At 71.6% G+C, this 26,073-nt stretch carries 21 protein-coding genes; 13 read left to right on the forward strand and 8 right to left on the reverse strand.

The window, feature by feature from the left end:
- The first annotated feature begins 140 nt into the window (after window positions 1-140).
- Both P696_RS49700 and P696_RS0133075 read left to right on the forward strand, forming a co-directional pair.
- The gene (locus P696_RS49700; protein ID WP_051468454.1) at window positions 141-3,431 is read left to right on the forward strand and encodes a glycosyltransferase; all 3,291 of its coding nucleotides are present in this window, start codon (window positions 141-143) and stop codon (window positions 3,429-3,431) included.
- Entirely contained in the window at window positions 3,428-4,840 is a 1,413-nt protein-coding gene (locus tag P696_RS0133075; protein ID WP_157430073.1) for a DUF5719 family protein, read from the forward strand. The genes P696_RS49700 and P696_RS0133075 overlap by 4 nt, the downstream gene beginning before the upstream one ends.
- A gap of 48 nt (window positions 4,841-4,888) precedes the next feature.
- Here the strand turns inward: P696_RS0133075 and P696_RS0133080 are convergent, their stop codons facing one another.
- The gene (locus tag P696_RS0133080; protein ID WP_342669048.1) at window positions 4,889-5,188 is read right to left on the reverse strand and encodes a metallopeptidase family protein; all 300 of its coding nucleotides are present in this window, start codon (window positions 5,186-5,188) and stop codon (window positions 4,889-4,891) included.
- 295 nt (window positions 5,189-5,483) lie between these two features.
- On the opposite strand from P696_RS0133080, the gene P696_RS0133085 reads away from it, so the two are divergent.
- From P696_RS0133085 to P696_RS0133105, 5 genes are all read left to right on the forward strand, one after another.
- A complete protein-coding gene (locus P696_RS0133085; protein ID WP_026415688.1) occupies window positions 5,484-5,840 on the forward strand; it encodes a DUF3499 domain-containing protein in 357 nt (118 codons plus the stop codon).
- Window positions 5,841-6,016: 176 nt separating this feature from the next.
- A complete protein-coding gene (locus P696_RS0133090; protein ID WP_026415689.1) occupies window positions 6,017-7,366 on the forward strand; it encodes a phosphomannomutase/phosphoglucomutase in 1,350 nt (449 codons plus the stop codon).
- A complete protein-coding gene (locus tag P696_RS49705) occupies window positions 7,363-7,545 on the forward strand; it encodes a Trm112 family protein (RefSeq protein WP_034488228.1) in 183 nt (60 codons plus the stop codon). The genes P696_RS0133090 and P696_RS49705 overlap by 4 nt, the downstream gene beginning before the upstream one ends.
- Entirely contained in the window at window positions 7,542-8,735 is a 1,194-nt protein-coding gene (locus P696_RS0133100) for a bifunctional phosphoglucose/phosphomannose isomerase (protein ID WP_245627907.1), read from the forward strand. Before P696_RS49705 ends, P696_RS0133100 begins: the two co-directional genes overlap by 4 nt.
- A complete protein-coding gene (locus P696_RS0133105) occupies window positions 8,732-9,667 on the forward strand; it encodes a cation diffusion facilitator family transporter (protein ID WP_026415691.1) in 936 nt (311 codons plus the stop codon). Before P696_RS0133100 ends, P696_RS0133105 begins: the two co-directional genes overlap by 4 nt.
- Window positions 9,668-9,786: 119 nt before the next feature.
- On the opposite strand, the gene P696_RS0133110 is transcribed toward P696_RS0133105, so the two are convergent.
- Window positions 9,787-11,004: a hypothetical protein gene (locus P696_RS0133110; RefSeq protein WP_026415692.1), complete on the reverse strand. Its 1,218-nt coding sequence runs from the start codon at window positions 11,002-11,004 to the stop codon at window positions 9,787-9,789.
- 543 nt (window positions 11,005-11,547) lie between these two features.
- Here P696_RS0133110 and P696_RS0133115 point away from each other — a divergent pair.
- Window positions 11,548-13,347, forward strand: a complete 1,800-nt coding sequence (locus P696_RS0133115; RefSeq protein ID WP_026415693.1) for a sensor histidine kinase — start codon at window positions 11,548-11,550, stop codon at window positions 13,345-13,347.
- 153 nt (window positions 13,348-13,500) lie between these two features.
- Window positions 13,501-14,178 (forward strand): response regulator, encoded by a 678-nt coding sequence (locus P696_RS0133120; protein ID WP_026415694.1) that lies wholly within the window; start codon window positions 13,501-13,503, stop codon window positions 14,176-14,178.
- 79 nt (window positions 14,179-14,257) lie between these two features.
- On the opposite strand, the gene P696_RS0133125 is transcribed toward P696_RS0133120, so the two are convergent.
- Window positions 14,258-14,602, reverse strand: a complete 345-nt coding sequence (locus P696_RS0133125) for a hypothetical protein (protein ID WP_026415695.1) — start codon at window positions 14,600-14,602, stop codon at window positions 14,258-14,260.
- A 214-nt stretch (window positions 14,603-14,816) separates the two neighbouring features.
- Window positions 14,817-15,188, reverse strand: coding sequence for a MerR family transcriptional regulator (locus P696_RS49710; RefSeq protein ID WP_034488232.1), 372 nt, complete (start codon window positions 15,186-15,188; stop codon window positions 14,817-14,819).
- Window positions 15,189-15,311: 123 nt separating this feature from the next.
- On the opposite strand from P696_RS49710, the gene ahcY (P696_RS0133135) reads away from it, so the two are divergent.
- The 3 genes from ahcY (P696_RS0133135) (at window position 15,312) to P696_RS56500 (ending at window position 19,430) form a co-directional block, all read left to right on the forward strand.
- A complete protein-coding gene (gene ahcY / locus P696_RS0133135) occupies window positions 15,312-16,742 on the forward strand; it encodes an adenosylhomocysteinase (RefSeq protein ID WP_026415696.1) in 1,431 nt (476 codons plus the stop codon).
- 263 nt (window positions 16,743-17,005) lie between these two features.
- The gene (ahcY, locus tag P696_RS0133140) at window positions 17,006-18,265 is read left to right on the forward strand and encodes an adenosylhomocysteinase (RefSeq protein WP_026415697.1); all 1,260 of its coding nucleotides are present in this window, start codon (window positions 17,006-17,008) and stop codon (window positions 18,263-18,265) included.
- A 280-nt stretch (window positions 18,266-18,545) separates the two neighbouring features.
- Window positions 18,546-19,430, forward strand: coding sequence for a hypothetical protein (locus P696_RS56500; protein ID WP_157430074.1), 885 nt, complete (start codon window positions 18,546-18,548; stop codon window positions 19,428-19,430).
- Window positions 19,431-19,818: 388 nt separating this feature from the next.
- Here the strand turns inward: P696_RS56500 and P696_RS0133150 are convergent, their stop codons facing one another.
- Window positions 19,819-21,342 carry a cellulase family glycosylhydrolase gene (locus P696_RS0133150; RefSeq protein ID WP_026415699.1) on the reverse strand — a complete coding sequence of 508 codons (1,524 nt, stop codon included), beginning with the start codon at window positions 21,340-21,342 and terminating at the stop codon, window positions 19,819-19,821.
- Window positions 21,343-21,581: 239 nt separating this feature from the next.
- Window positions 21,582-22,637, reverse strand: a complete 1,056-nt coding sequence (locus P696_RS0133155; RefSeq protein ID WP_034488235.1) for an RDD family protein — start codon at window positions 22,635-22,637, stop codon at window positions 21,582-21,584.
- Between the two features lie 89 nt (window positions 22,638-22,726).
- Between P696_RS0133155 and P696_RS0133160 the strand changes: the two genes are divergently transcribed.
- A complete protein-coding gene (locus tag P696_RS0133160; RefSeq protein ID WP_026415701.1) occupies window positions 22,727-23,722 on the forward strand; it encodes a stage II sporulation protein M in 996 nt (331 codons plus the stop codon).
- A gap of 51 nt (window positions 23,723-23,773) precedes the next feature.
- On the opposite strand, the gene P696_RS0133165 is transcribed toward P696_RS0133160, so the two are convergent.
- Window positions 23,774-25,066 (reverse strand): DUF58 domain-containing protein, encoded by a 1,293-nt coding sequence (locus tag P696_RS0133165; RefSeq protein ID WP_026415702.1) that lies wholly within the window; start codon window positions 25,064-25,066, stop codon window positions 23,774-23,776.
- Window positions 25,066-26,043, reverse strand: a complete 978-nt coding sequence (locus tag P696_RS0133170) for an AAA family ATPase (RefSeq protein WP_026415703.1) — start codon at window positions 26,041-26,043, stop codon at window positions 25,066-25,068. Before P696_RS0133170 ends, P696_RS0133165 begins: the two co-directional genes overlap by 1 nt.
- Window positions 26,044-26,073 lie beyond the last annotated feature (30 nt).

Here is a 26,073-nt window from a genome sequence, read left to right on the forward strand (position 1 = left end):
ACGACGGCGCGGTCTCCGCGCCGTCGTTCTTCTTTTGCCCTGTTTCGGGCGAAGTCGGGCGGCCACGCGTACAGTGGTCGGCCGTGTCGGCAGGGGGCGCCGGCGCGGGGACCTGCCGCCGACCTTGGAGCGATCACCTGTTGCCCTCCCCACTCGACCGGCACGTCGTCACCGCCGTCCTCGTCACGCACGACGGGGTGCGGTGGCTGCCGGAGGCGCTGAAGGCACTGCTCACCCAGGCACGACCCGCCCAGCGGCTGGTCGTCGCCGACACCGGAAGCACCGACCGCGGCCCCGACGTGGTCGCGGAGGTCGTCGGGCCCGAAGCCGTCCTGCGGCTCCCGCGGACGACCGGCTACGGCGAGGCCGTCGCCGAAGCGCTGCGGCACCCGGCGGTGCCCCTGCCGAACGCGTCGGACGGCGATCCCGACGCGGCCTCGCCGTCCGCCACCGGCAAGTCCTCGCCGGACGGCGGCTCTGACCAGGTCGAATGGGTGTGGCTGCTGCACGACGACTCCGCGCCCGCGCCGGACGCGCTCGCGTGCCTGCTGAAGGCCGCCGACGCGGATCCGCGCATCGGCGTCGTCGGGCCCAAGCTGCGCGACTGGAGGAACCGGCGCGTCCTGCTCTCCACCGGGGAGTCCATGGACGCCGCCGGACGACGCGACACCGGCATCGACTCCGGCGACTTCGACCAGGGCCAGCACGACGGCGACCGCGACGTCCTCGCGGTGAGCACCGCCGGGATGCTCGTCCGCCGCGACCTCTGGGACCGGCTCGGCGGCCTGGAGACCTCGTTCGGGCTGTTCCGCGACGACGCGGACCTCTGCTTCCGGGCGCACGCAGCCGGGCAGCGGGTGGTCGTCGTCACCGACGCGGTCGTGTACCACGCGGAGGCGGCGCGGCGCGGTCTCCGCGAGATCGGGATGACGGACGCGCCGATCCGCCGCCTGGACCGCCAGAACGCGCTGCTGACGTTGCTCGCCAACCGGCCCGCCAGGGCGCTGCCCAGGACGTTCGCGCGCATCGTCTGGTCCACGGCGTTGCAGATCGCGTGGATGCTGCTGCTGAAGCGCCCGGAGGCGGCCAAACAGGAATTCGGCGCGTTCCTGGCCGTACTGCGGTCGCCTTTGCGGTTGTGGCGTGCACGGCGTGCGCGGTCCGAGGGGCGTAGGCACGCCCACAGGTACATCCAGCGGAGCTTGATGGCGCACGGGGTCGCGGGGAGGCGTGCCTACGAGGCGCTGCACATATGGCTCGCCAAACGAGATGCACGTAGAGCGGCCGAACGCGAGGCAGCTCCTCCAGAGGACGCCAGTTGGCGCGCGATCCTTCAACGTTTCCTCGCGCGCCCGGGCGTACTGCTCGTCATCGCACTCGCCTTTGTCGCCGTCGTGGCGGAACGGTCGCTGGTCACCGCCGGATCCCGACTCACCGGGGGCGCACTTGCCGCGCCTACCGGTGGTGCGTCCGATCTGTGGGCCGCCTATGTGGCGGGCTGGCATCCGACCGGATTGGGCACGGACGCTGGCACGCCCCCATGGGTGGCCGCGCTCGCGATGACGTCCACGCTCGCGTTCGGTAAGCCGTGGCTGGCGGTGAGCGTCCTGCTGCTTGGCAGCGTGCCGCTCGCGGGTGTGACCGCGCTGATCGCCGCGCGCCGATTGATTCCGCCGCGGACGCCCTACCGCGCTGCCCTACGCCTCTGGGCTGCGGGAACCTACGCCCTACTGCCCGCTGCCACCGGTGCCATCGCGGACGGACGGCTCGGCACCTCCGTTGTGATCGCGCTGCTGCCGCTGATCGGCCTGCTCGCCTACCGCGCACTGACGGATGCGGTGGACAAGCGGGCTTCGGGGCGCGCTGCCTGGGGGACGGCGCTGCTCCTGACCGTTGCGATGGCGTTCGTGCCGCTGACGTGGCCTCTGGTCGTGTTGGCCGCCGTCCTGGTCACGGCCCCTCGTGGGCTGCCGGTGGATCGCGGTGCGCGCAACATGCTGATCGTCGTCGCCGTCCCGCCGCTGCTGCTCGGTCCTTGGTCGCTCGGGCTGTTCCTGCATCCGTCGCGCTTCCTGCTGGAGGCCGGGACACTGCCGACCGGGCGCGCGCCCGCGTCCGCCGCCGACCTGCTCGGACTGGTTCCCGGGGGCCCCGCCGTGCCGTGGGCGGCAGCGGGCCTCGCGGTGGCCGCGCTCGTGGCGCTTCTCGTGCGCGAGCGACGCCAGTTCGTCGTGACTGGGTGGGCGCTGGTTGTTTTCGGCCTGCTGACGGCGATTCTGTTGAGTGGGCTCACCGCCAAGTCCGGGGCCGACAGCGGGCCCTACTGGCCTGGTGTCCCGTTGGTGTTCGCCGGAGCCGGGGCAGTCATCGCCGCTTCGGTCGGTGTCCGGCGCGCGGCCTTCGCCTTCGCCGGGACGGGCCGCCTCGTGCGCGCAGGGGGAGCGCTGCTGCTGGCCGCCGCCTGCGCGACGCCTGTGCTCGCCGCCGCCATCTGGATCGTGGACGGCGCGGGCGGCCCGGTGAGCCGCTTCAACCCCGATACCGTCCCGATCTTCTTGCACGACTCCACGGGCGCGCGCACGGTCGTGCTGCGCCACGAGCCGTCCGGACAGGTGAACTACACCGTCCTGCGCGGCACGGCCCCCGGCCCGGCCGACACGTCCGTGCCGGACGACGCGTCCGCGCGCAAGCGCCTGGACGCTCTGGTCTCCGGGATCGCGGGCGGCACGGACACCGACGAGGGCCCGGGGTTCAGCGCCTTGGGCGTCCGATACCTGCTGGTCAGGCACCCGGGGCGCGACCCGCTGACGCCGTTGCTGGACGCCTCGCCCGAGTTGAACCGGCAGAGCCGCACGGCCGACTTTGCCAGCTGGGAGGTCCGCGCGCCCGCAGGACGCCTCACCCTCCAGGACGGCCCATCGGTCAAGGTCCTGCCCGGCGGGACGCGCGCCGCGCGCACGAGCGTTCGCATTCCGCCGAGCAGCAGCCCACGCACACTCACTGTGGCCGAGCCCGACGACGGAGGCTGGCAGGCCACTTTCGACGGACGCTCGCTGAAGAGTCACGCGGTGAACGGCTGGTCGCGCGCGTACGAGATCCCCGCGTCGGGCGGCACCTTCGCCCTGTCGCACAGCATGCTCACCCGGGAGATCTGGGTGGGCATCCAGGGTTTGTTCGCGCTGGTAGTCCTGATCCTGGCCTTGCCTGGTGCCCGTCCGGACGATTCGACGCCGACAGCCGCCCAGGCCACGCGCGCGCATGCGCGGCGGGCCCCGACCACTGCTGCCACAGCGCTACGGCGCGCGACGCGTCAGATTCGTAGGAAGCCTGACGAGCCCATTGGACGACGCCGTCGTCCGGCGGCGCACACCAAGTTGCGCCCGTTCAAGCACGAAACGGCCATCAGCGCTGGTGACGAGGAGCAGTCATGAAGTTCGAAACAGGACTGCTCAAGAACAGGTACGTCGTGGCCGCTGCCGCCCCTGTGGCCATGGCCGCGCTGTACGGAACCGCGCATGTGACCCGTCCTGGACCAGAGCACTCAGCGAAGCCCGTCCAGGAGCCCATCAAGAGCGTCGTCATGGCCTGCCCAGGAGGAGAAGCCGGACGGGTGGGCGTCCAGACGGCCGCCATTCCGAACGCGCGCGGACGAGTCTCCGTGGAAGGACCGCGTCCGACCACGCTCACGTCGCCTGGGCAGCACTGGGCCGGGGACGTCGGAGGGCGCAACAAGCCCGCCGTCATCGTGCGCGCGGACGGAGACCTGGCAGCGGGCCTGTCGGCACGCTGGACGACCGTCTGGCCGCACGGGCGAGACCGGGGCGTCGCCGCCGCACGCTGCGTCCAGCCGGGCTTCGACCAGTGGTTCCTGGGGCCGGGCCCGCTGGCCGCCGAGGCTCTGGAGCTCCACCTCACCAACGTGGACGGCACCCCCGCGTCCGTGGACCTGTCCGCGCTCTCGGGTGAAGGGCCCCTCGACACGCTCGACGGTCAAGGCGTGGTCGTAGCCCCGCACAGCACCCGAGTTGTCCGAATCGGACAATCTCGGGAGGGGCTGGGCGCGGTCGTCCAAGCCGCGCGGGACCTCGCTCTGCGGGTACGGGCAACCTCCGGACGCGTCGCCGCGGCCCTGCGCGTCAGGGTCTCCCCGGGCCACGGCATCGACTGGGAGCCGGTCCCGCCCACGCCCGCGACCTCGCTGGTCCTGCCCGGGGTTCCGAGCGGCCCAGGCGACCGAAGGCTGCTGGTCGCGGTGCCGGGGGAGGAGAACGCGAAGATCCGCGTCCGGCTCGTCGGCCCCAACGGGACCGTCGCGCTGAACGGCCAGAGCCAGGACAACGCCTCGCCCGGCCGCCCCCGCACCGTGACGACCTTCGACCTTCATGGGGCTCTGGCGGGCCGTCCGGCAGCGATCCTTGTCGATTCGGACAAGCCCGTCGTCGCCGGGTTCTCGGCCTCACGCGGGCCCGATGTGGCCTTCGGCGCCGCGTCCGCGCCCCTGGGGCCGGGCACCGGGCCCGGCGCGATCCCGGACGCCCGGCTCGGCGGGAGCCTGATCTTGACCGCGCTCACCCGGGCCGTCACGGTCACCCTCACGCCCGTGGGCGGTGGCGAACCCCGCACCCTGGCCGTCCCGGCAGGGCGGACGATCGAAACGTCCTACTTCCTGAAGGGGACGCGCGGACTGGCCGCAACCGGCCTCCGCGTCGACGCCGACGGGCCGCTCTACGCCGGGAGCACCCTCGTCACGTCCGGGCTGGTCACGGCGGAACCCGTGCCCCCGTCGCCGCTGGCCCAGATGCTCCCGCCCGCCCACGACTCGCACCACACACTGGACTGAGAGCGATCACGCGGCGTCCGGGCCATCGGTACAGGCCCGGGCCGGGGGCTATTCCTCGTAGCTGGGGTCGACGGTCTCGGGGGACATGCCCAGCAGGTCGGCGACCTCTTCCACGAGAAGATCACGAACAAGGCGGGCCCGGTCGCGCTCGGTCGTCGCTCGCGCCTCCACGGGCCTGCGGTAGATCACCACGCGGACGGGGCGTCCGCCGTCTCCGGGCAAGGTCGCGCCCAGCGGCACAGGGCCGTCCGGCGGGAGCGGAGCGTCGGGGACGTCCTCGACCGCGAACTCGACCTGCGCCAGCTCACGGCCCCAGCGCTGAGCGATACGGCGCACCTCGTCGGCCACCAGGTCGTCGAACCGTTCGGCACGGGTGCGCGAGATCGGGGAACGCGGCGGCGTGAGGGGGCCACGAAGGCCGCGGCCGTGCCGGTCACGGCGCCGCGTCTGAGGGCCGGCCGAAGGGCGGCCCGCGCCTGCCACACGGGATCGCACACGTCCAGAGTACCCCGCGCGCGCTTTCACCCCGCCCGACCGGCGGGCTCACGGATTGTGATCGTTATCGCGGAAATGGACCGGTAACGGCGACACGTGCCGCGGCGGTGGTGGCGGACGCCGTCGCGGCGGGGTACGGTCGGCCATCGTGAGCCCCGTCCGCATCTGCTCCCGCACCGCCTGCAAGGCGCCTGCAGTCTTCACGCTCACGTACGTGTACCGCGATTCGACCGCGGTCCTGGGGCCGCTCGCCACGTACGCCGAGCCGCACTGCTACGACCTGTGCGCGGAGCACTCCGAGCGGCTCACCGCGCCCATGGGCTGGGAGCTGGTCCGCCTCCCCGTCGAGACCGAGACCGAGCCCAGCGCCGACGACCTGGAGGCCCTCGCCGACGCCGTCCGCGAGGCGGGCCGTCCCGCCCCCAGTGACCGCGAGGAGCCCATAGGGCAGGCCACGGAGGTCGGACGCAAGGGCCACCTCCGCGTCCTGCGCAGCACCGACTGAGCCCCTCCTGGCGCCGCCTGAGCGCTCGGGGAGGCATCGGCCACATCCCCCGCCGGTTCGGTGGGCGGGGCCCAGGGGTTCGCCGAAGTTATCCACAGGACGGGTGTGCTCCGCCCCGCGGTGCCCGCCGCCGGTAGGCTCGGGTCCCGTCAGTGTCGGCAAACCGGGGAGCAGGAGTGGGCGACCTCGCCAAGATCTTCAAGGCGTACGACATCCGGGGCGTGGTCCCGGACGAGCTCGACGCCGAGACCGTGGAGCGCGTCGGCGCGGCCTTCGTCCGCGTGACCGGCGCCCGCACGGTCGTCACGGCCCACGACATGCGCACCTCGTCCGAGCCGCTGGCCGCCGCGTTCGCGCGCGGCGCGACCGCCCAGGGCGCCGACGTGATCGAGGCCGGGCTAGGCTCGACCGACCTGCTCTACTACGCCTCCGGCGCGCTCGACGTGCCCGGCGCCATGTTCACCGCCAGCCACAACCCGGCCAAGTACAACGGCATCAAGCTGTGCCGCGCCGGGGCGCGCCCGGTCGGCCGCGACACCGGGCTGACGGAGATCCGCGACATGGTCGCGAACGGCGTCCCCGCCCACGACGGCGAGCCCGGGACGATCACCCGGCAGGACATGCTCGACGGCTACGCCGAGCACCTGAAGAAGCTGGTCGACCTGTCCGGCGTCCGGCCGCTGAAGGTCGTGGTCGACGCGGGCAACGGCATGGGCGGGCACACCGTCCCGACCGTGTTCCGCGGCCTGCCGATCGACCTGGTGCCGCTGTACTTCGAGCTCGACGGCACCTTCCCGAACCACGAGGCCAACCCGATCGAGCCCGAGAACCTGCGCGACCTGCAGGCCAAGGTGCGCGAGACCGGCGCCGACATCGGCCTGGCCTTCGACGGCGACGCCGACCGCTGCTTCGTCGTGGACGAGCGGGGCGAGATCGTCCCCCCGTCCGCGATCACCGCGCTGGTCGCGGTGCGCGAACTGGCCAAGCACCCGGGCGCGTCCATCGTGCACAACCTGATCAGCTCCAAGGCCGTCCCGGAGATCATCACCGCGCAGGGCGGCGTCCCCGTGCGCACCCGGGTCGGGCACTCGTTCATCAAGCAGACGATGGCCGAGACCGGCGCGGTGTTCGGCGGCGAGCACTCGGCGCACTTCTACTTCAAGGACTTCTGGTTCGCCGACTCCGGCATGCTCGCCGCCCTGCACGTGCTCGCCGCACTCGGCACCCAGTCCGGCCCGCTGTCGCAGATGCTGGCCGAGTACAGCCCGTACGCGGCCTCCGGTGAGATCAACAGCGAGGTCGCCGACCAGGCCGCCGCCACCGCGCGCGTGCGCGAGGTGTTCGAGGGCCGCCCGGGCGTGACCATCGACGAGTTGGACGGGCTCACCGTCACCGGCGGCGCCTGGTGGTTCAACCTGCGCCCGTCCAACACCGAACCGCTGCTCCGCCTGAACGCGGAGGCCGACGACGAGACGACCATGACCGGGCTGCGTGACGAGGTCCTGGCGATCGTGAGGGAGAAGTGACGATGAAGCTCGACTCGTGGCTGCTGGAGATCCTCGCCTGCCCGAACTGCGGCGGGGCCCTGGAGCAGGACGACAAGGCCGGTGAGCTGGTCTGCACGGGGACGTGCAAGTACGCCTACCCGGTGCGCGACGACATCCCCGTGCTGCTCGTCGACGAGGCCCGGACGCCCACCCCGTGAGCGCCGCACCGGAGGATCGGGAGGCCCCCGCGGCCCCGGCCGGCCGGAGCGGCGTCGACGAATCCCGGCTGGAGTCCGCCGACGCGGTGGAGGCCGCCGACCCGGGCGGCATGCTCCGCCAGGTCGCCTCGTCCGCCGCGCAGATCCGCGAGGCTCGGCTGCTGGCGGCGGAGGCCGGGATCGACCGGATCGCCGACGAGGGCCGTCCCCGCGCCGTCATCGTGACCGGCATGGGCGGCTCCGGCATCTCCGGCGACGTCCTGGCCGCCGTGTGCGGGCCCGGCTGCCCGGTGCCGGTGCTGACCGTCCGCGGGCACCGGCTGCCCGGCTGGGTCGGCGCGGCCGACCTGGTGATCGCCGTGTCCTGCTCCGGTGGCACCGAGGAGACCCTCGCGGTGGCGGCCGAGGCGGCCCGGCGCGGCTGCCGCCTGCTGCTGGTCGGCGGCACCGAGTCGCCCCTGTCCCGGCTCGCCGAGCAGACCCGCAGCCTGTTCGTCCCGGTCCGGTCGGTGGGGCAGCCCCGCGCCACGCTGTGGGGGCTGACCGTCCCGCTGCTGATGGCGGCCCGCGCGCTGCGGCTCGCCGACGTCCCGGACGGCGTGCTCGAGTCCACCGCCACCCGGCTGGAGGACGTCGCGCACCGCTGCCGCCCGGCCAGCGAGCCGTTCGTGAACCCGGCCAAGCGCATCGCCCTCGACCTCGCGGGCGACTTCCCGATGGTGTGGGGCTCGTCCCCGCTCGCGGGCGTCGCCGCGTACCGGATGTGCTGCCAGCTCAACGAGAACGCCAAGTACCCAGGCGTCTTCGGCGAGCTGCCCGAGGCCAACCACAACCAGGTCGTCGCCTTCGACGGGTTCTTCGGCCGCGCGGGCGGCGGCGCCGGTGACCCGGACGACTTCTTCCGCGACCGCGCCGACGAGGCCGAGCACGGCCTGCATCTGGTCGTGATGCGCGACACGGACGAACATCCGCAGGTCGCGAAGCGGCGCGAGGTGTCGCTCGAACTCGCCGCCGCGCGCGGGGTTCCCGTCACCGAGGTCCGCGCGGAGGGTGACCACCCGCTGGAGAGAATGGCGACACTTGTAGCCGTTGCTGACTATGTCACGGTTTACTTGGCGATCGCACTGGGCGTCGACCCGACGCCGGTGGCGACCATCCAGGAGCTCAAGGCGAGGATTGCGGACGTATGAGTGCTGAAGGCGGAGGCAAGGCGATCATCGCCGCCCTGGCAGCGAACCTCGGAATCGCGGTGTCGAAATTCGTCGCGTTCGCCTTCACGGGCTCGTCCTCGATGCTGGCCGAAGGCATCCACTCGGTCGCCGACTCCGGCAACCAGGTGCTGCTGCTCGTCGGGCGCAAGCGCTCGGTGCGCGAGCGCACCGAGCGGCACCCGTTCGGCTTCGGCCGTGAGCGGTTCTTCTACGCCTTCATCGTGGCGGTCGTGCTGTTCACCATCGGCGCGGCGTTCTCGCTGTACGAGGGAGTCCACAAGCTCCAGCACCCGGAGAAGGTCGAGTCCCCAGTCTGGGCGTTCGGCGTGCTGATCGTCGCGATCGGGCTGGAGAGCCTCAGCTTCAGGACCGCGATCGGCGAGGCCAACCAGACCCGCGGCACCCGCTCGTGGGTCGAGTACGTCCGGCGGGCCAAGGCCCCCGAGCTCCCGGTCGTCCTGCTGGAGGACGCCGCCGCCCTCATCGGCCTCATCCTGGCGCTGCTCGGCGTCGGGCTGGCCGTGGTGACCGGCAACGGCATCTGGGACGGCGTCGGCACGATCGCGATCGGCCTGCTGCTCGCCGCGGTCGCGACCATCCTGGCCATCGAGACCAAGAGCCTGCTGATCGGCGAGGGCGCCGACCCGGACACCCAGGTGAAGATCATCGAGACCCTGGAGTCGGTGCCCGAGGTGGACCGCGTGATCCACATCCGCACCGAGTACGTCGGTCCCGAGGAACTCCTCATCGCCGCCAAGATCGCCGTGCACCACGACGAGACGGCCGCCGAGGTCGCGCGCGGCATCGACGCCGCCGAGGAGAAGGTCCGCGCCCGGTTCCCCGAGGCCGCCCTGATCTACCTCGAGCCCGACATCGACCGCTCCGGCACCCACCCCACGCCGACCACCTGACTTTGCCGTCCCCCGCCCGGCCGTCTCGGCGCGCCGGGCGAGCGACGGTCAGCATGGTGCGGTCAGCGCTAGATGGTCGATGCAGACCGGTCTTGCGTGGGCTGGTCGGTCCGGGACGGTCAGCGTGGGCGTGGGGTGTTGGTCCAGGTCAGGGCCTGGGAGCGGGTGACGCCAGGGGCCCTGAAGGCTCCGGCGGCACGGATCACCTGGGTGCCGGGGACGAGGGCCAGCGCGCTGATCACGCCGGACGTCTCCCGGCCGGAGCCCGCCTTGGGCATCGGCGGGCGGGAGATGTCCCAGGCCGTCCCGTTGTAGTGCGCCAGGTAGGGACGTGAGCCGGTGTCCGCGCCGGAGATCCAGACCCCGTCCTGGCCGTCCGTGACGGCGGCCGTGGGCCCGTTCGCCGCTTCGGGGACGCGGGCTCGGGCCGCCGGGCGGCCGGAACCAGGGAGCGGGGCGGGGACGACCGACCAGCTGCCGCCGTCCCAGTGCTCGACGAGGGACGCGCCGGCGGAGGTCGTGCCGACCACCCAGGCGTTGTTCGGGGAGTCGGTGGCCACGGCGGACGGTGTCGCGTCGGCGGCCGACTGCGGAGGCGTCGTGGCGGCCCAGGAGCGGCCGTTCCAGTGGAGCAGGAGTTGGCGGGTTCCCGCGGTTCCCACGGCCCAGGCGTCGTCGTGGGCGTGCGCGGCGACGGCGTTCAGCGTGCTGCCGGGCCCTGAGCCGGTGGGCGTGACCGTCCAGGCCCGTCCGTTGAAGTGCCAGGTCACGGCCATGGTTCCGGCGAAACCGTTGCCGCTCCCGACCGCCCACACGTCGCCGGGAGCGCGCTCGGCCACTCCCCGGGCGGAGTTCGGCTTGCCGCCGGAGGCGGGGAGCGCGCCGGGGATCCAGTGCCTCCCGTTCCAGTGGACGGTCCGGGCGTTGCCGTCGGCGCTCGTCCCCACGATCCACGCGTCGTTCGCGGAGGCGGCGGAGATCCCGCCGAGGACGGTCCGGTCGGGCAGGGGCAGCGGAGTCCGGCGCCAGCGTGAGCCCGTCCAGTGCACGGCCAGCGGGGCGGTTCCGTCCCGTCCGACGGCCCAGGCCGTCCTGGTGGACGGTGCGGTGACCCCGGTCAGGGCTGTTTCGCCCGAAAGGCCCTCCGGGCGGACGAAGCGCCAGCACCGGCACTCCGCCTTCCGGGGCGTCCGGGTGTTCGGGCGCGCGGCGATTCCGGGTGTTCCGGCCATCAACCGGCAGGATCCGGTGTGCGGATGCGCGTCCGGCGCGCAGGACGCCGTGTCGATGCCGGTTGTCGAAGGCGGCGCGCCCAGCGCCGCGGCCGTCGTCGGCATTGATGTCGGGGAAGACGCCGCCGCAGTCGTTGAAGGCGCTGCCAGTGCCGCGGCTGTGGCCAGTGGAGGCAGGAGCGCGGTGGACGTGAGCGTGCGGACGCCGTGTCGTTGAAAAGCCATTGGTCCCTCCGGACAGCGATTGTCCGGTGAGACGTGCGCGGAGCGCGGGAGCGGTGGGCAAAAGCCCCGTAGATCTGGGAAGGCAGCTCCCCTCGTCGGCCGGCCGGATGCCGGTCGACCCCAGCCCAGGCAAGATCGGCGATGCCCCCGGAGGGAGGCTGGCCGGCCGACGCGGGGCGCCTTCCATGCACGCCGACCGGACCCCTGAAAACCGGACGGCATCGCGTGACCTCGGCAGCCCGCCGAACCCCCTATGTCGGCGGAGTCACCGTGTCGGTCACGGTTAAGACATTACGGCCGCGGCCGTCGTTCTGACGTCCCCCTCAGGGAGGGAACACATGTCGTCCTCCAGGGGGATACAGGTCCTCCGCATGGCTCCGCACGGTGAGGCAGGGCACTTCGCCCTGCGGTCACACTGGAGGGGTGACCAGCGACGACCAGTCTGAGAACCCCGTCCCGCCGACCGCGTTCGGCCCCGCCCTCGCGCGCCACGCATGGCTGTTGTCCGGACGGGTCGTCGCGGGTGTCGGCCAGCTGCTGCTCTGGATCCTGACCGGCCTCGGCGTGGTGCTGCGTCCCCTCGGACGCCGGGTCTCCGCCCGCCTCAACGGGCCCCGCGCCCAGTCCCCCTCAGGTGTACCCGGGCCTCATCCTGGAGGCGTACAGGGGCCGTCCGGCGGGGGCCCGACGGGGGCCTCGACGACGGTGACGGCTCCCTTGCCCCGGTGGATCAACGGATGGCGGGAGTTCACCGAATCCTGGTACTTCGCCCCGCTGACCGGTTTCGCGCTGACGATCGCGGCGCTGGCGGAGCTCGCGCCGGGCTCGCGGACGCCGATCAGCATCACCGGCGGGTTCGCGGTCGCCTCCACGCTGCCGCTGGTGTGGCGGCGCGAGTACCTGCGCCCGGTCGCGGCCGTCGCCCTCGGCGCGTTCGCCGCGAGCCTGCTCACCGGGCAGGAAGTGCTGGTCACGACCGTCCTGGCGGCCCTGTACACGCTGTACGCGCTGGCCCGGCAGCTGCCGCGCCAGTCCGCGGGGGTGCTCGCCGTGGGCGGCGTCGCAACCGTCGCCGTCGTCTACCTCGCCACCGACACCCTCGGGGACGTCCCCTGGCCCGCGGCCGTGGTGGCCGTCCTGGCCGCGACCGGCCTCGGCGACGCCCGCCGGACGGTGGAGCGGGCCGGACGCACCGAAGCCGCCGCCGAGGAACGCAACAACGAGACTCTGACCAGGTTGAACGCCGTTCAGCGGGAGCAGGCGGTGATGCGCGAGCGGGCCCGCATCGCGCGTGAGCTGCACGACGTCGTGGCGCACTCGGTGTCCATGATCGCAGTTCAGGCGGAGACCGCGCCGTACACGATGGAGAGCCTGTCGCCTGAGGCCCGTGAGGGCTACACGGAGATCGCCCGGACCGCGCGCGAGGCGCTGGTGGAGATGCGGCGCCTGCTCGGTGTGCTCCGCGCCGACGCCGGCGCGGAGGCCGAATCCGCGCCGCAGCCCCGGCTGGACCGGCTCCCCGAACTGGTCGACCAGCACCAGGGCGCGGGCGGTCGCGCCGACCTGGTCGTCCAGGGACAGCCGCGCGCGCTGTCCACGACGGTCGAGCTGTCGGCGTACCGGATCGTCCAGGAGGCGCTGACCAACGCGCGGCGGCACGCGCCCGGCGCGGACGTCCACATCGAGCTCACCTACCTGCCCGACCGGCTCGCCGTCCGGGTCCGCGACGAGGGCGCGGACGGGCGGACGATGATCCTCAACCCGCGGGACGCGGCAGGCGGCACCACCGTCCTGGACCTCGGAGCCGAAGCGTCCGGCCCCGGGAACGCGCCCTTCGGCTCCGGACCCGCGCCGACCGGACCTGGTAACGCGCCGACCGGGCCTGGGAACGTGTCGTCCCAGGCTGGGAACGCGCCGTTCGGGACGGGGAGCATGCCGTCCCGGGCGGGGAACGTCCCGTCCGGGGCCGGGAACGTGCCGTCCGGGGCGGGACACATGCCGTCAGGGGTTGGAGCCGTGCCGTCTGGGCCTGGGTACGCGCCGCCGGGGGGTGGGAGCGTGCCGTCCGGCGGCGGGCATGGCCTTCTCGGCATGAAGGAACGTGCGACCATGCTGGGCGGACGGTTCTCCGCCGGACACGCCGCGGACGGCGGATTCGTGGTGGAGGCCGAACTGCCGCTGACGAGGGAGGACCCCGCCCGTGACCCAGGGACGAGCCGCTGACCGCCGTGGCGCGACCGCACCCGTGCCGCCGCTAGGGCGTGTCTCAAAGCCACCTGGACGCCGCTCGCCACGGGCGCCGACCTTGAGACACGCACTAGTCCGCCCCGCCCCACCTCGTCCGGTGCCGGCCGCCGGGGCGTGGGGAGCGCCGTCGTGATCAAGGTCCTGGTGGTGGACGACCAGACGATCGTGCGCGCGGGGTTCGCGGCCCTGCTGGACGCGCAGCCCGACATCTCGGTCGCCGGGCAGGCCGGGGACGGCCGTGAGGCGGTCCGGCTGGCCGAGCAGCACGCCCCTGACGTGGTGGTCATGGACATCCGGATGCCCGGCATGGACGGCATCGAGGCCACCCGCCGCATCCTCGGCGGACCCGGCGGCGACGGCACCCGCGTCCTGGTCCTGACCACCTTCGACGTCGACGAGTACGTCTACGAGGCCCTCGCCGTCGGCGCCAGCGGCTTCCTGCTGAAGGACGCGACGGCCGACGAGCTGGTCTCCGCCGTCCGCGTCGTCGCGCGCGGCGACTCGCTGCTCGCGCCGCAGGTCACGGGCCGTCTGATCCGCGAGTTCACCAAGCAGCGCCGGACGCGTCCGACCCCTCCGGCCGCACTGTCCACGCTGACCGCGCGCGAGACCGAGGTGCTCGTCCTGATCGCGGCGGGCCTCTCGAACGGCGAGATCGCGGGCCGCCTCGTCGTGAGCGAGCACACCGTGAAGACCCACGTCGCCCGGGTGTTCACCAAGCTGAACCTGCGCGACCGCGCTCAGGCCGTCATGCTCGCCTACGAGTCCGGCTTGGTCGTCCCGGGCGAGAGCGCCGCGTCCGAGTAGATCCGTTTCCTCTGCGCGCCGGGGCCGGTCCGAGCACCGCGCCTTGACCTGGGCGGACTTGGCGCGGGCGCAGGTTGACCTAGAACGAGCCGGGCGGAGGCGGGCCAGGCTGGGACGAGCCGGGCGGAGGCGGGCCGGGCTGGGACGCGCGGTGGCGGCGGGACGAGACGACCATGCCGACCAGGCAGGCGGCGGACAGCGCGGGACCCCCGGCGACCTGCACGTATCCCCACATGTGGAGCGAGCTCTTCCGCTCCTCGTACGTCTGGGTGTGGACGCGGCCGCGCGTGGACGTCCGGCAGAGGTCGTCCGGGCCCATGCGCACGCCCTCGCAGCCGGGCGGGGCGACGAGCCGGTAGACGCCCCAGCCGAACAGCAGGACGCCCGCGACGACGCCCACGAGCAGCTGGATCTTGTTCCTCATGCCTGGTCGGTCCGCTCCGTTCGGCTCGGGGCCTGGATATCGCGCAGGGTGTCCTTCGCGCCCGGTTTCGGAAGGTCGGAGGGGTGCCCGCTCGACCGACGCCGGGGGCCGGGCGGCCTGCTCGACCGGTGCCGGGGGCCGGTGCCGGGGTGGCGGGGTCTGCACAGCCAGGGGCGGCGGCGGGCGTGCGGCCCGATCGGGTTTCGGGGGTTCGTCAGGGGTGTGTCCTGCCTGAGCGTAGTCCGGGGCGGCGGAGCAGGCGCAACGCCTTCTCCTTCTCGAAGTCCAGGGCGCGGGCCGGCGGGGCTGACAGGCGTCCGATGCGTTCGCCCAGCTCACGGACGCGCGCCTGCACCTCGGGCTCGGCCAGGACGCGCAGGCCGAAGGCGAGTTCGGCGGGTCCGATGTCGAACCGCTTCTCCAGGGCCAGGGCGAGCGCGACGGCGCGCAGCTCGGCGTCCCCGAAGCGGCGGTGGCCGCCGCTCGCCCCGGTGTCGCGCGTCGGCGGCAGCAGCCCCAGCCGTTCCCGGTAGCGGAGCATGCGGGGTGAGGTGCCGAGCCGCCGGGCGGCCTCCGTGATGCGCATGGGACTAATTCTGACAAATTTGTGTCAGGTAGTCATGGCCGACCGTTCTCGACGCGCGCCTCCGCCCCTAGACTCGCTCGCGTACGGCGTGTCCGAGGATCGCAACAGAGGAGCAACGGAAGCATGGACTACAAGGTCGCAGACCTTTCGCTCGCCGACTTCGGCCGCCGGGAGATCCGGCTCGCCGAGCACGAGATGCCGGGTCTCATGGCGACCCGCAAGGAGTACGCCGACTCCCAGCCGCTGCGCGGGGCCAAGATCATGGGCTCGCTGCACATGACGATCCAGACCGCCGTCCTGATCGAGACGCTGGTCGACCTCGGCGCCGACGTGCGCTGGGTGTCCTGCAACATCTTCTCCACCCAGGACCACGCCGCCGCGGCGGTCGTCGTCGGCCGCGACGGCACCGTCGAGGACCCGAAGGGCGTCCCGGTCTTCGCCTGGAAGGGCGAGACGCTGGAGGAGTACTGGTGGTGCACCGACCAGGCGCTCCGCTGGCCGGACGGCTCCTTCCCGAACATGATCCTGGACGACGGCGGCGACGCCACCCTGCTCGTCCACAAGGGCGCCGAGTACGAGGCCGCCGGGGCCGTCCCGTCCGCCTCCGAGGACGACCCCGAGGAGTGGAAGATCATCCTCGACACGCTCCGCCGCACCATCGCCGACGCCCCCGGCCGCTGGACCGAGACCGCCGCGTCCGTCAAGGGCGTGACCGAGGAGACCACGACCGGCGTCCACCGCCTGTACGAGATGGCCAAGGCGGGCACGCTGAAGTTCCCGGCGATCAACGTCAACGACTCGGTCACCAAGTCCAAGTTCGACAACAAGTACGGCTGCCGCCACTCGGTCCTGGACGGCCTGAACCGCGCCACCGACGTCCTCATCGGCGGCAAGGTCGCGGTCGTCTGCGGCTACGGCGACGTCGGCAAGGGCTGCGCCGAGGCGCTCAAGGGCCAGGGCGCGCGCGTCATCGTCACCGAGATCGACCCGATCTGCGCGCTGCAGGCCGCCATGGACGGCTTCCAGGTCGCGACCCTCGAGGACGTCGTCGGCATCGCCGACATCTTCGTCACCACGACCGGCAACAAGGACATCATCCGCGCCGACCACATGGCGCAGATGAAGCACCAGGCGATCGTGTCCAACATCGGGCACTTCGACAACGAGATCGACATGGCCGGGCTGGCCCGCACCCCCGGTATCGAGAAGATCGAGATCAAGCCGCAGGTGCACGAGTGGCGGTTCGCCGACGGCCACTCGATCATCGTCCTCGCCGAGGGCCGGCTGATGAACCTCGGCTGCGCCACCGGCCACCCGTCGTTCGTCATGTCCAACTCGTTCACCAACCAGGTGATCGCGCAGATCGAGCTGTTCGCCAAGACCGAGGAGTACCCGGTCGGCGTGTACGTCCTGCCGAAGCACCTGGACGAGAAGGTCGCCCGCCTGCACCTGGACGCCCTGGGCGTCAAGCTGACCACCCTCTCCAAGGAGCAGGCCGACTACATCGGCGTCGACGTCGAGGGCCCGTACAAGCCGGAGCACTACCGCTACTGATCTCCGGCGCCCGCGTTCCTGAGGAGTTGCTTCCAACGGGCCCGGCGGCACGGGCCGCCACACGGGACGCGGGGTAGGGTCCGAACGAGCCTGGAGCCGCCGCGCCTGCCGGGGAACCGGTAGCGCGGCGGCTCCGTCGCATCCAGCGGACATGCCGGACGCGCGGGCCGTGCGGGCCGTGCCGGACGTGCGGGCCGTGCCGGGCGTGCGGGCCGTGCCGGACGCGCCGGACGGGTACAGAGGCGGACACTGAGGGGGATCGGATGAGCGACGTCGCGGACGCCTCGCTGGCGTACGAAGGCGTCAAGCGGATCGAGTGGGCGGACCGGAGCATGCCGGTGCTGCGCCAGATCCGCGAGCGTTTCGAGACCGAGCTTCCACTGACCGGGTTGCGCGTCGCGGCGTGCATGCACGTCACGACGGAGACCGCGGGCCTGATCCGGACCCTCCAGGCGGGCGGCGCGAGCGTCGCCCTCGCCGCATCCAACCCGCTCTCCACACAGGACGACGTGGCCGCGGCGCTCGTCCACGAGTACGGCGCGCAGGTCTTCGCACGCGCCGGAACCGACCGCGAGGGCTACTACCGGCACATCCACCAGGCCCTCGAGACCGGCCCCGACCTGGTCCTGGACGACGGCTGCGACCTGGTCAACACGCTGCACACCGAACGCGTCGACCTGCTCGGGACGGTGCGCGGCGGCTGCGAGCAGACCACGACCGGCGTGATCCGGCTGCACCAGATGGCCCGCGAGGGCGCGCTGCGCTTTCCGATGGTGGCGGTGAACGACACCGACACCAAGCACATGTTCGACAACCGGTACGGCACCGGCCAGTCCACCCTGGACGGCATCGTCCGCGCCACCAACACCCTGCTCGCCGGGAAGACCATCGTCATCGCGGGCTTCGGGTACTGCGGCCGCGGCCTCGCCGAACGCGCCCGCGGCCTCGGCGCCCGCGTCGTCGTCACCGAGATCGACCCGGTCAAGGCCCTGGACGCCGCCCTGCAGGGCTACACCGTCCTCCCGATGGCCGAGGCCGCCCCGGCGGGCGACGTCTTCATCACCGTCACCGGCAACCGCGACGTGATCGCCGCCGAGCACCTCGCGGTCATGAAGAGCGGCGCGATCCTCGCCAACTCCGGCCACTTCGACGTCGAGATCGACGTCCGCGCCCTGGCCGACCTCGCCGTCGCCGTCCACCACGGCGTCCGCCCCCAGGCCGACGAGTACGTCCTCGCCGACGGCCGTCGCCTCGTCCTGCTGGCCGAAGGCCGCCTGGTCAACCTCGCCGCCGCCGAGGGCCACCCCGCCGCCGTCATGGACATGTCCTTCGCAGACCAGGCCCTCACCTGCGCCTGGCTCGCCGAATCCGCCCCCACCCTCCAACCCGCCGTCCACGACGTCCCCAAGGACATCGACACCGAGGTGGCCCGCCTCAAACTGGCCTCCATGTCCATAGCCATAGACGCCCTGACCCCCGACCAGGAGGACTACCTCCACTCCTGGCGCCTGGGCACAACCTGACCCACCCCCCACCCCCTCCACGCAGGCCGTTTCACCCGACCCCCTACACACGCGGCCCACTACACACGCGGCCCGTTTCACCCGGGCCGCGTCACGTCGGGCCGCGTCACTTCAGGGCCCTCCACCCCCAGGCCCCTCACCCGCCCGCTGTCGTACTCCGGAGTGCCGGTGGGGCGGCACCTCGATCCGTCCGTTCTAGGGGCGGGTGTCCCTTGCACGGTTGGCTTGGGTCGAGGTGGCTCCTGGCTCGGGATGCCTCGGACTGAGATAGCGTCGGCGGGTGCCACGCGGAACCTACCTGCACCTGGAGGACGGAACCGAGGAGCGTTTCCAATGCGCTCCCGGCCCCGGGGGCTGGCGCTACGTCGCGTCCCGCACGGATGGGACTCGCGTCGACCTCGTCGTGGACGCGCGGTGGCGGCAGATCAGGGTCGAGTTCGTCGCACCCGACTGGTGGCTACGCGGAGGCGTCACCGGACGCGAGGTCGCCTGGGTCCGCGCCGCCTCGTCCGGCGAGGCCACCGAGCACTCGACACCAGCATCAGGATTCCTGGGGGAGTCCCCAGCCTTCGCCATCGCCATCGCGCGCTACCTAGCCGAGGTGCGACCGCAACGCCCGCACCCGTCCGACTTGAACACCACAATCCCAGGCACTACAGCACCAAGCGCCACGCCCCCAGACGACGCAAGTCCAAACGCGAACACCGAAGACACACTCTCGAACGACACAACCTCGGAGGCCCAGTCCCCAGGCACCACGTCGTCCGAGTCCTGGAACATCACGTCAGAGGAGCCCGCACCTGTGGACGGCCCGAGGGGAACCGAACCCGGCCCCTCGGAATGGGCAGGAACCGAGTCGTCCAGCGGCGCAGAGGTCGACGCCTCTGAGCACAATGCCCTGCTGGCCGGGACGGCGGTGGACGTGCGGCTTGTGCGTGTGAGCGGGTTCGCGCTGGCGACGCTGACCGAATCATCGCGTTGGCGGCTCGCTTCCGTGACAAGGCACGAGACCGAGACCGGGCCCCTGCCGGTTGAGCAGTACGAGGTGGCGGACCTGTCGACCGGAGAGCTCCAACACGTTCACCTAGCAGGCGACGTCATCCTGGATGCTCCGGGCATCGAACTGATCGACCTGGACGGCCCTCCCAACTTCCTGACGAGCTGACCCGAGCACCGTTCGAGACACACCGAACGAGCCCACTCGGCACAACGAGCCCCGCCCAAACCGGCCCGACAGCCGCCCACGGTCATCCAACAAGGCCCACGGCGCTTGGTGCACGACGTTCCGGGGTGCGGCCTTCGTGACCGTGGGAATGGGCGAGAACGGTGACCGGGGGAATGGGCGAGAACGTTTGGGCGCGTGGTTGCCGAGGGCGCGCGTGTCAGCGGATGCGGCGCACGGCGTGATGCCCAGGCCGGGTCGTGGGGAGCGAACCCCGGAAGTCGTGAAGGGCATGTGGGTGCGAAGACGTAGTGGGGCGTGGTGTCGTTTCCTCCCGGTTCGGGTTCGGTGGTGTCGATGGCGGTAAGGCAGGGTGGCGTATTTGTGTGGGTCAGGACGGGGTGACGGTGATGGTGTGGGTGGTGCGCGCTGGGTCGTTCCACACCGACAGGACGCGGCGGGTGGGGTCCCAGTGCCGCTTCTTGTCGGTGGCGCTCACCTTGGGGGTGCCCGGGTAGACGGTTGCGGGGAGCCAGATCTCGGTGGGGCCGGACGCGCCGGAGCCGGAGCGCCAGGTCACCGTGAAGGTGCTGGAGCTGAGGGAGATCTTCGTGGGGGTGCCGGCGACCGCCTGGGGGAAGGGACGGGCCAGAACCTTGCCGACGACGGTCAACCTGCCCTCGCGGTCGAGGGGAGCATAGGTCTCCTTCGGGCCCTGGGCTTGCGGGTCGTTCGACCAGTACGCCCAGCCGACCCGGAGGTCGTCGCTCATCGACAGCCAGTCGCGCGTGAAGTCGGCCGCTCCCGGCTGGGAGAAGGACATGGCGCCGATCTCACCGATCCACAGTGGGGCGTTGAGGCGTCGGGCCGCATTCGTCATGTTCTGGCGCCAGAGGACGAATTCGGCTTGGACGAGGGTCTTGGAGATTCCGGTGTAGCCGCCGCCGATGTCGACGCCGCCCGGGTAGAAGTGGGCGGCGAGGACCATGCGTGAGCTCGGGTCGGACAGCCGCGTCAGGCTCGTGCCCGCCGTCCGCTGGCCGCCCTGCCCGACGAGCTTGGTCAAGGGCGCACGCACGCGCGGGTCGCGGACCTGGCCGAGGGCGGTGTCGAGGCCTTCGTTGACGCCAAGGGCCTGCGGCTCCACGAAGACCCACTTGTCGTGGTCCACCTTGCGGATGGCGTTCACGATGCGCTGGTAGAACGGCGTGAGCACCGGGCCCTCGAAGAAGCCGAACTGCTTCGTCCCGCCGAACGGCTCGTTCATCAGGTCGTAGCCCAGCACGGCTGGATCCTTGGCGAAACGAGCCGCGACGTGCTTCCACATCGCCACGTAGTGCTGCATGAGTTCCGGGTGCTTACCGGTGTTGTTCCAGAAGTTGTCATAGGCGCGGAGCACGGCCGGTTGCAGGTAGGTGAGCACCCACGGGTCCTGCGGCGTACAGGGAAGCCCGTCGGTGATCGTCGCCCAGGCCGGGGCGCCGTTACCCGCCCCCTTGCAGGCCGCCGGGCCGTAGATGTCCTGGTGCATGTCGAGGACGACGTTGATGCCCTGCTCGCGGTACCAGGCCACGCGCCGGGCGACCTCGTCCAGGTAGCGGTCGTCGTAGCGCCCGGGGCTCGGCTCGATGTTCTTCCACTGCAGGACGTATCGGACGACGTTGCTTCCGAGGTTCTGCCGTTCGGCGATGACGTTGCGGCGTTCGATCCAGGGCAGGCCGGACGGTCCTTTGGCGTCATTGGCGGTGTTGAGCCCGTGCAGGACGAGTGCCCGCCCCTGGCCGTCGGTGATCTGGCGCAGCCCGTCGCCCTGGTCGGCCGACGCCGCTTCGGCCAACGGGACGGCTGTGGGCACCGTGATGAGCAGCGCGGTGAGCGCCAGGCGGACGACGGCGGTGACGACGGGACGAGGCACGGTGAGGCTCCCTGAGCAAGCGACCGACCAAACATGAAATTTCCTCGGAGGTTAGGCGGTGGCGGCCACCGCTGTCCATGGGCCGAGGAGTCCAGAATTCCGCGGTCGTCACCCAGAGTGCCACCAAGGTGCCGATCTGTGGATAACTCGCTCACAACCGAGCTTGCGCCCAGGGAACACAACTCAAGAGCTCACGCACACACGGAAGACGCTCGCCGAGAGAAAGGATCGACCGAAGCTCAGCCGTGCGGGTACGGACCTGCTGGCGGGGCGACCGGGCCAGGCGCAACCGGATAAGGCCCGGACGGCACGGGAGCGCCGACCGGACAGGGGCCACCAACGGGAACACCTGTGGCCGTCGGCCACCCTCCGGGATGGGCCGGGGGGACGGGCGCGCCAGGAGGTCCGGCGGGAACAGAAGGGACAGGGGGAACGGGCATCGGCTGGCCCTTGGCCGGGCCTCCGGCAGGGACCGGCGGCGGTGCCAGCGGGTCGCGGGCGGCGCGGCGGAGGCGCAGTTCGCGCTGGCGCGCGAGGCGCAGCTCCTCGCGGTGACGGCGCTCCGCCAGAACCGCGGACAGGAGGATTTCGGGCCGGACGCCAGGAGGCGGGGGAGGCCCGACGACGGTGAAGACCTCTCCCGTGATGCGTTCGCCCAGCGAGTCGCGAACCTCTGGGAGGAGCTCCCAGAACCGGGCGAGGTACTGCCGCGCCGTCATCGCCAGTTCGTCGGGAAGGCGGGACAGTTCCAGCGTCCGTGCCCAGCCCGAGAGGAACGGCGGCATCCAGGCCACCGGCCCGTACATACCGGCGGCCGACACCCGTTCCTGAATGACCAGGGTTCCGGCGAAGAGGTCGCCGAGGCGCTTGCCGCGCCGGTTGAACAACGAGGTGAGGAGGGCTGGCGCGCCATAGAGCGTCCAGAACTCGATCACCCCGGCCAGCGCGCGCACGAGGGCTTGCCGGAACCGGACAGGTCCGCCGTCGTCGGCCACGACGCGCAGCCCGAGGGCGAGCTTGCCCAGCGTGCGCCCGCGTGTGAGCGTCTCGAACGCGCACGGGTAACCGACCAGGACGAGCGCCATCACGAGGATCGACAGTCCGACGACCCATGCGGAATCCGCGACGGTCCCGACCAGCCCGACCAGGACGAAGGCGAAGTTCAACGCCGTGAATTGCACGAACAGGTCGAGCAGGAGGGCGCACCCGCGGCTGGCGAGGCGGGCGACACGCAGGTCGAGCGCGACGGCCTCACCGACGACGAGCTCCCCGTCCTCCACCGCACGCGCCACCATGACCTCATTTGCCGTACGCCGGACCTTACTTACGGGCCACGGCGACACTCGTCGTGTTTCGGACAGCCTAGGGCGTTAAGCTCCCCCGGGTGGACGTCGATGCCTACGTGGCCGCGCACAACGCAGAGTGGCAGCGGCTGGAGAAGCTGATCAACTCCTCCCGCAAGCGCACGGGTGCGGAAATCGACGAGTTGGTCGAGCTGTATCAGCGGACTGCGACGCACCTCTCGGCGATCCGTTCCAGCGCGCCCGATCCGGCCCTTGTCGCTCGCCTGTCATCGCTGGTCGCGCGCGGACGAGCGGCCGTCGCGGGCGCGCAGGCACCCATGTGGCGCGACATGACGCGCTTCGTCACGGTGTCGTTCCCTGCCGCCGCCTACCGAATGCGCTGGTGGTGGATCGGCAACGCGGTCCTCGGCAACATCCTGTCCTTGGCCCTGGCCATCTGGATCGTGCACAACCCCACGGCGCAGGCAACGCTGTTGGCCCCACACGAGATTCGCGACCTGGTCGACCATGACTTCGCCAACTACTACACCGAGCACTCGGCGGCATCGTTCGCGTTCCAGGTCTGGATCAACAATGCCTGGGTGTCGGCGACGGCACTGATTTTCGGCATCCTCCTAGGGATCCCGACGATTTTCGTGCTGCTGACCAACCAGCTCAACCTTGGCGTCAACGCGGGCCTGATGTTCGCCTACGGCAAGGGTGATGTCTTCTTCGGGCTGATCCTGCCGCACGGTCTTCTCGAGCTCACAGCCGTCTACCTCGCCTGTGGCGCCGGACTGAAACTCGGCTGGACCATCATCGACCCGGGCCCACGTACGCGTGCGCGCGCTTTGGCTGAGGAGGGACGCGCGCTCGCCAGCATCGCGCTCGGACTCATCGGTGTTCTGCTGGTGTCCGGCCTGATCGAGGGCTTCGTCACCGGCTACGTGCACACAACGTGGCTTCGGGTCGGGATCGGTGTCGTCGCAGAAGCCACCTTCCTCGCCTACGTCATCGCCCTGGGCCGTCGTGCGACTCGCTCTGGCGAGACCGGCGATTCGCTGGATCAGCCCGCCGTCGCCCCTGCCGCAGGGTGACCACAGCAAGCGACGAGCGCCAACGATGGAGCGACGTCCGGCAGCGTCCGGTTAGAGGCGACCTGCGGCCTTGAGGGCGAGGTACGCGTCAGCCAGGGCCGGCGCTATGCGGTCGGGCGGGGCGTCCACGACCTCCACACCGTACGAGCGCAGCTCGGCGGTGAGGCGGCGACGGTCCGCGCGTGCGCGCTCTGCGGCGGACGCGTCGTAGACGGCGGCCAGGTCACCTCGTGCGACGGCCATCTCGTCCACCATCGGGTCGGACACGGCCGCGATCATGACGAGGTGCCGGGCGGTCAGGCCCGGCAGCAGCGGCAGCAGGCCCTCCTCGAAGGCGGCCGGGTTCAGTTCCGTGAGCAGGACGACCAGGCTCCGGCGGCGCACCCGGGACATGATCGCGGAGACCATCCCGGCGGCGTCGGACTCGATCAGGGCGGGCTCCAGCGGGGCCATGGCCTCGACCATTTCGGACAGCAGGCCCGTCCGGGAGGCGTTCTCACAGCGCGCGCGGACCGTCCGGTCATAGGCCAGGAGGTCCACTCGGTCGCCCGCGCGCGAGGCGAGGGCCGCCAACAGCAGGGCCGCGTCCATCGAGCAGTCCAGGCGAGGGATGTCCCCGACACGTCCGGCCGAGGTGCGTCCCGTATCGAGGACCAGGTACAGGCGGCGGTCGCGTTCGGGACGCCAAGTACGGACGACCACGTCGTTACGGCGCGCGGTGGCCCGCCAGTCGATGGAGCGAACGTCGTCGCCGACGACGTATTCGCGCAGGGAGTCGAACTCGGTGCCCTGGCCTCGGATCATCGTCGAGTGCAGCCCGGTCAGTTCGCGCAGGCGCGCGAGGCGCGACGGCAGATGCCGCCGGGAGGGGAACGCGGGCAGGACTCGGAGCGTCCGTGGTGCGGAGCGGGAAAGCTGGCGGGCGGCAAGACCGAGCGGTCCCACTGAACGGACGACGACTGTCACGGCCTCCCGGTCGCCGCGACGCGTAGGCGTGAAGGTCTGGTCGATGCGGCGGCGTTCCCCTGCGGGGACGTTGATTTTCGCCGTACGCGGGGAAACCCCCGCGGACGGTGGCCACACGTCCCGCAGGACGGCCTTGACGCGCCGTTTTCCGGTGTTCTCCACGATGAGCCCGGCGTTCGCCTTCTCACCCAGACGCACGCGCGTGTCGCCTTCCCTGTGGAAGCGCAGCGCCCGAACGTTTCCCGCCAGGCACAGGTCGATGACCACACCGAGCAGCAGAAGGCCCCACAGGCCCAGCAGGACGGCCCCGCTGGGCACGAGCAACGGAACGAAGGCCGCGACAAGTGCCAGCAGCCCGAGCCGCCCGGTCAGCGCCATCAGCGGGGAGCGGGGACGTGGGCGAGGATTCCCTCAAGCACGCCGTCGGCGGTCGCACCCTCCAACTCAGCCTCGGGCCGCAGCTGGACGCGGTGCCGCAGCGTCGGCCTGGCAAGCGCTTTGACGTCGTCCGGCGTCACATAGTCGCGGCCCATCAGCCACGCCCACGCGCGCGAGGTCGCCAACAGCGCCGTCGCGCCACGTGGTGACACACCCAGTTGCAGGGAGGGGGCCTGACGGGTCGCTCGACAGAGGTCCACCACGTAGGCGGCGATCTTGGGATCCAGATGGACGGTCCTGACAGCAGCCTGTCCAGCCGCAAGGTCGGCCGCTCCTGCGACCGGACGCACCGCCGACAGGTCGCGCGGGTCGAATCCGGCCGCGTGCCGTTGGAGCATCGCGATTTCCTCGTCGCGCGTAGGCACCGGGACGGTCAGCTTCAGCAGGAACCGGTCGAGCTGGGCTTCAGGCAGGGGATAGGTGCCCTCGTACTCGATGGGGTTCTGGGTCGCGCACACGACGAACGGGTCTGGCAGAGCGCGCGCGGCGCCTTCCACCGAAACCTGCCGCTCCTCCATGGCTTCCAAGAGGGACGCCTGGGTCTTGGGCGGCGTTCTGTTGATCTCGTCGGCGAGCAGCAGGTTGGTGAAGACCGGGCCCTCGCGGAACTCGAACTCCGCCGTGCGGTTGTCGTAGACCAGGGATCCGGTCACGTCCCCCGGCATCAGGTCCGGCGTGAACTGGACGCGCTTGAAGGTCAGGTCAAGCGCGCGCGAAAGGGTCTTCACCAGCAGCGTCTTGGCCGTTCCGGGGACGCCCTCCAGCAGCACATGGCCACGGCACAACAATGCGATGACCAGACCGGTGACCACCGGATCCTGCCCGACGACGGTCTTTGCCACTTCGCCGCGCAGGGCCGTGAGCGCCGCGCGCGGGTCCGCGCCCGTCGCAGCGGAACCGACCGCGCCGGAACCCATGGGTACGGAGTCAGCAGGAACGGAGTCCGA

Origin of the sequence: Actinomadura oligospora ATCC 43269, from assembly GCF_000518265.1 — a bacterium.
Lineage (GTDB): Bacteria > Actinomycetota > Actinomycetes > Streptosporangiales > Streptosporangiaceae > Spirillospora > Spirillospora oligospora.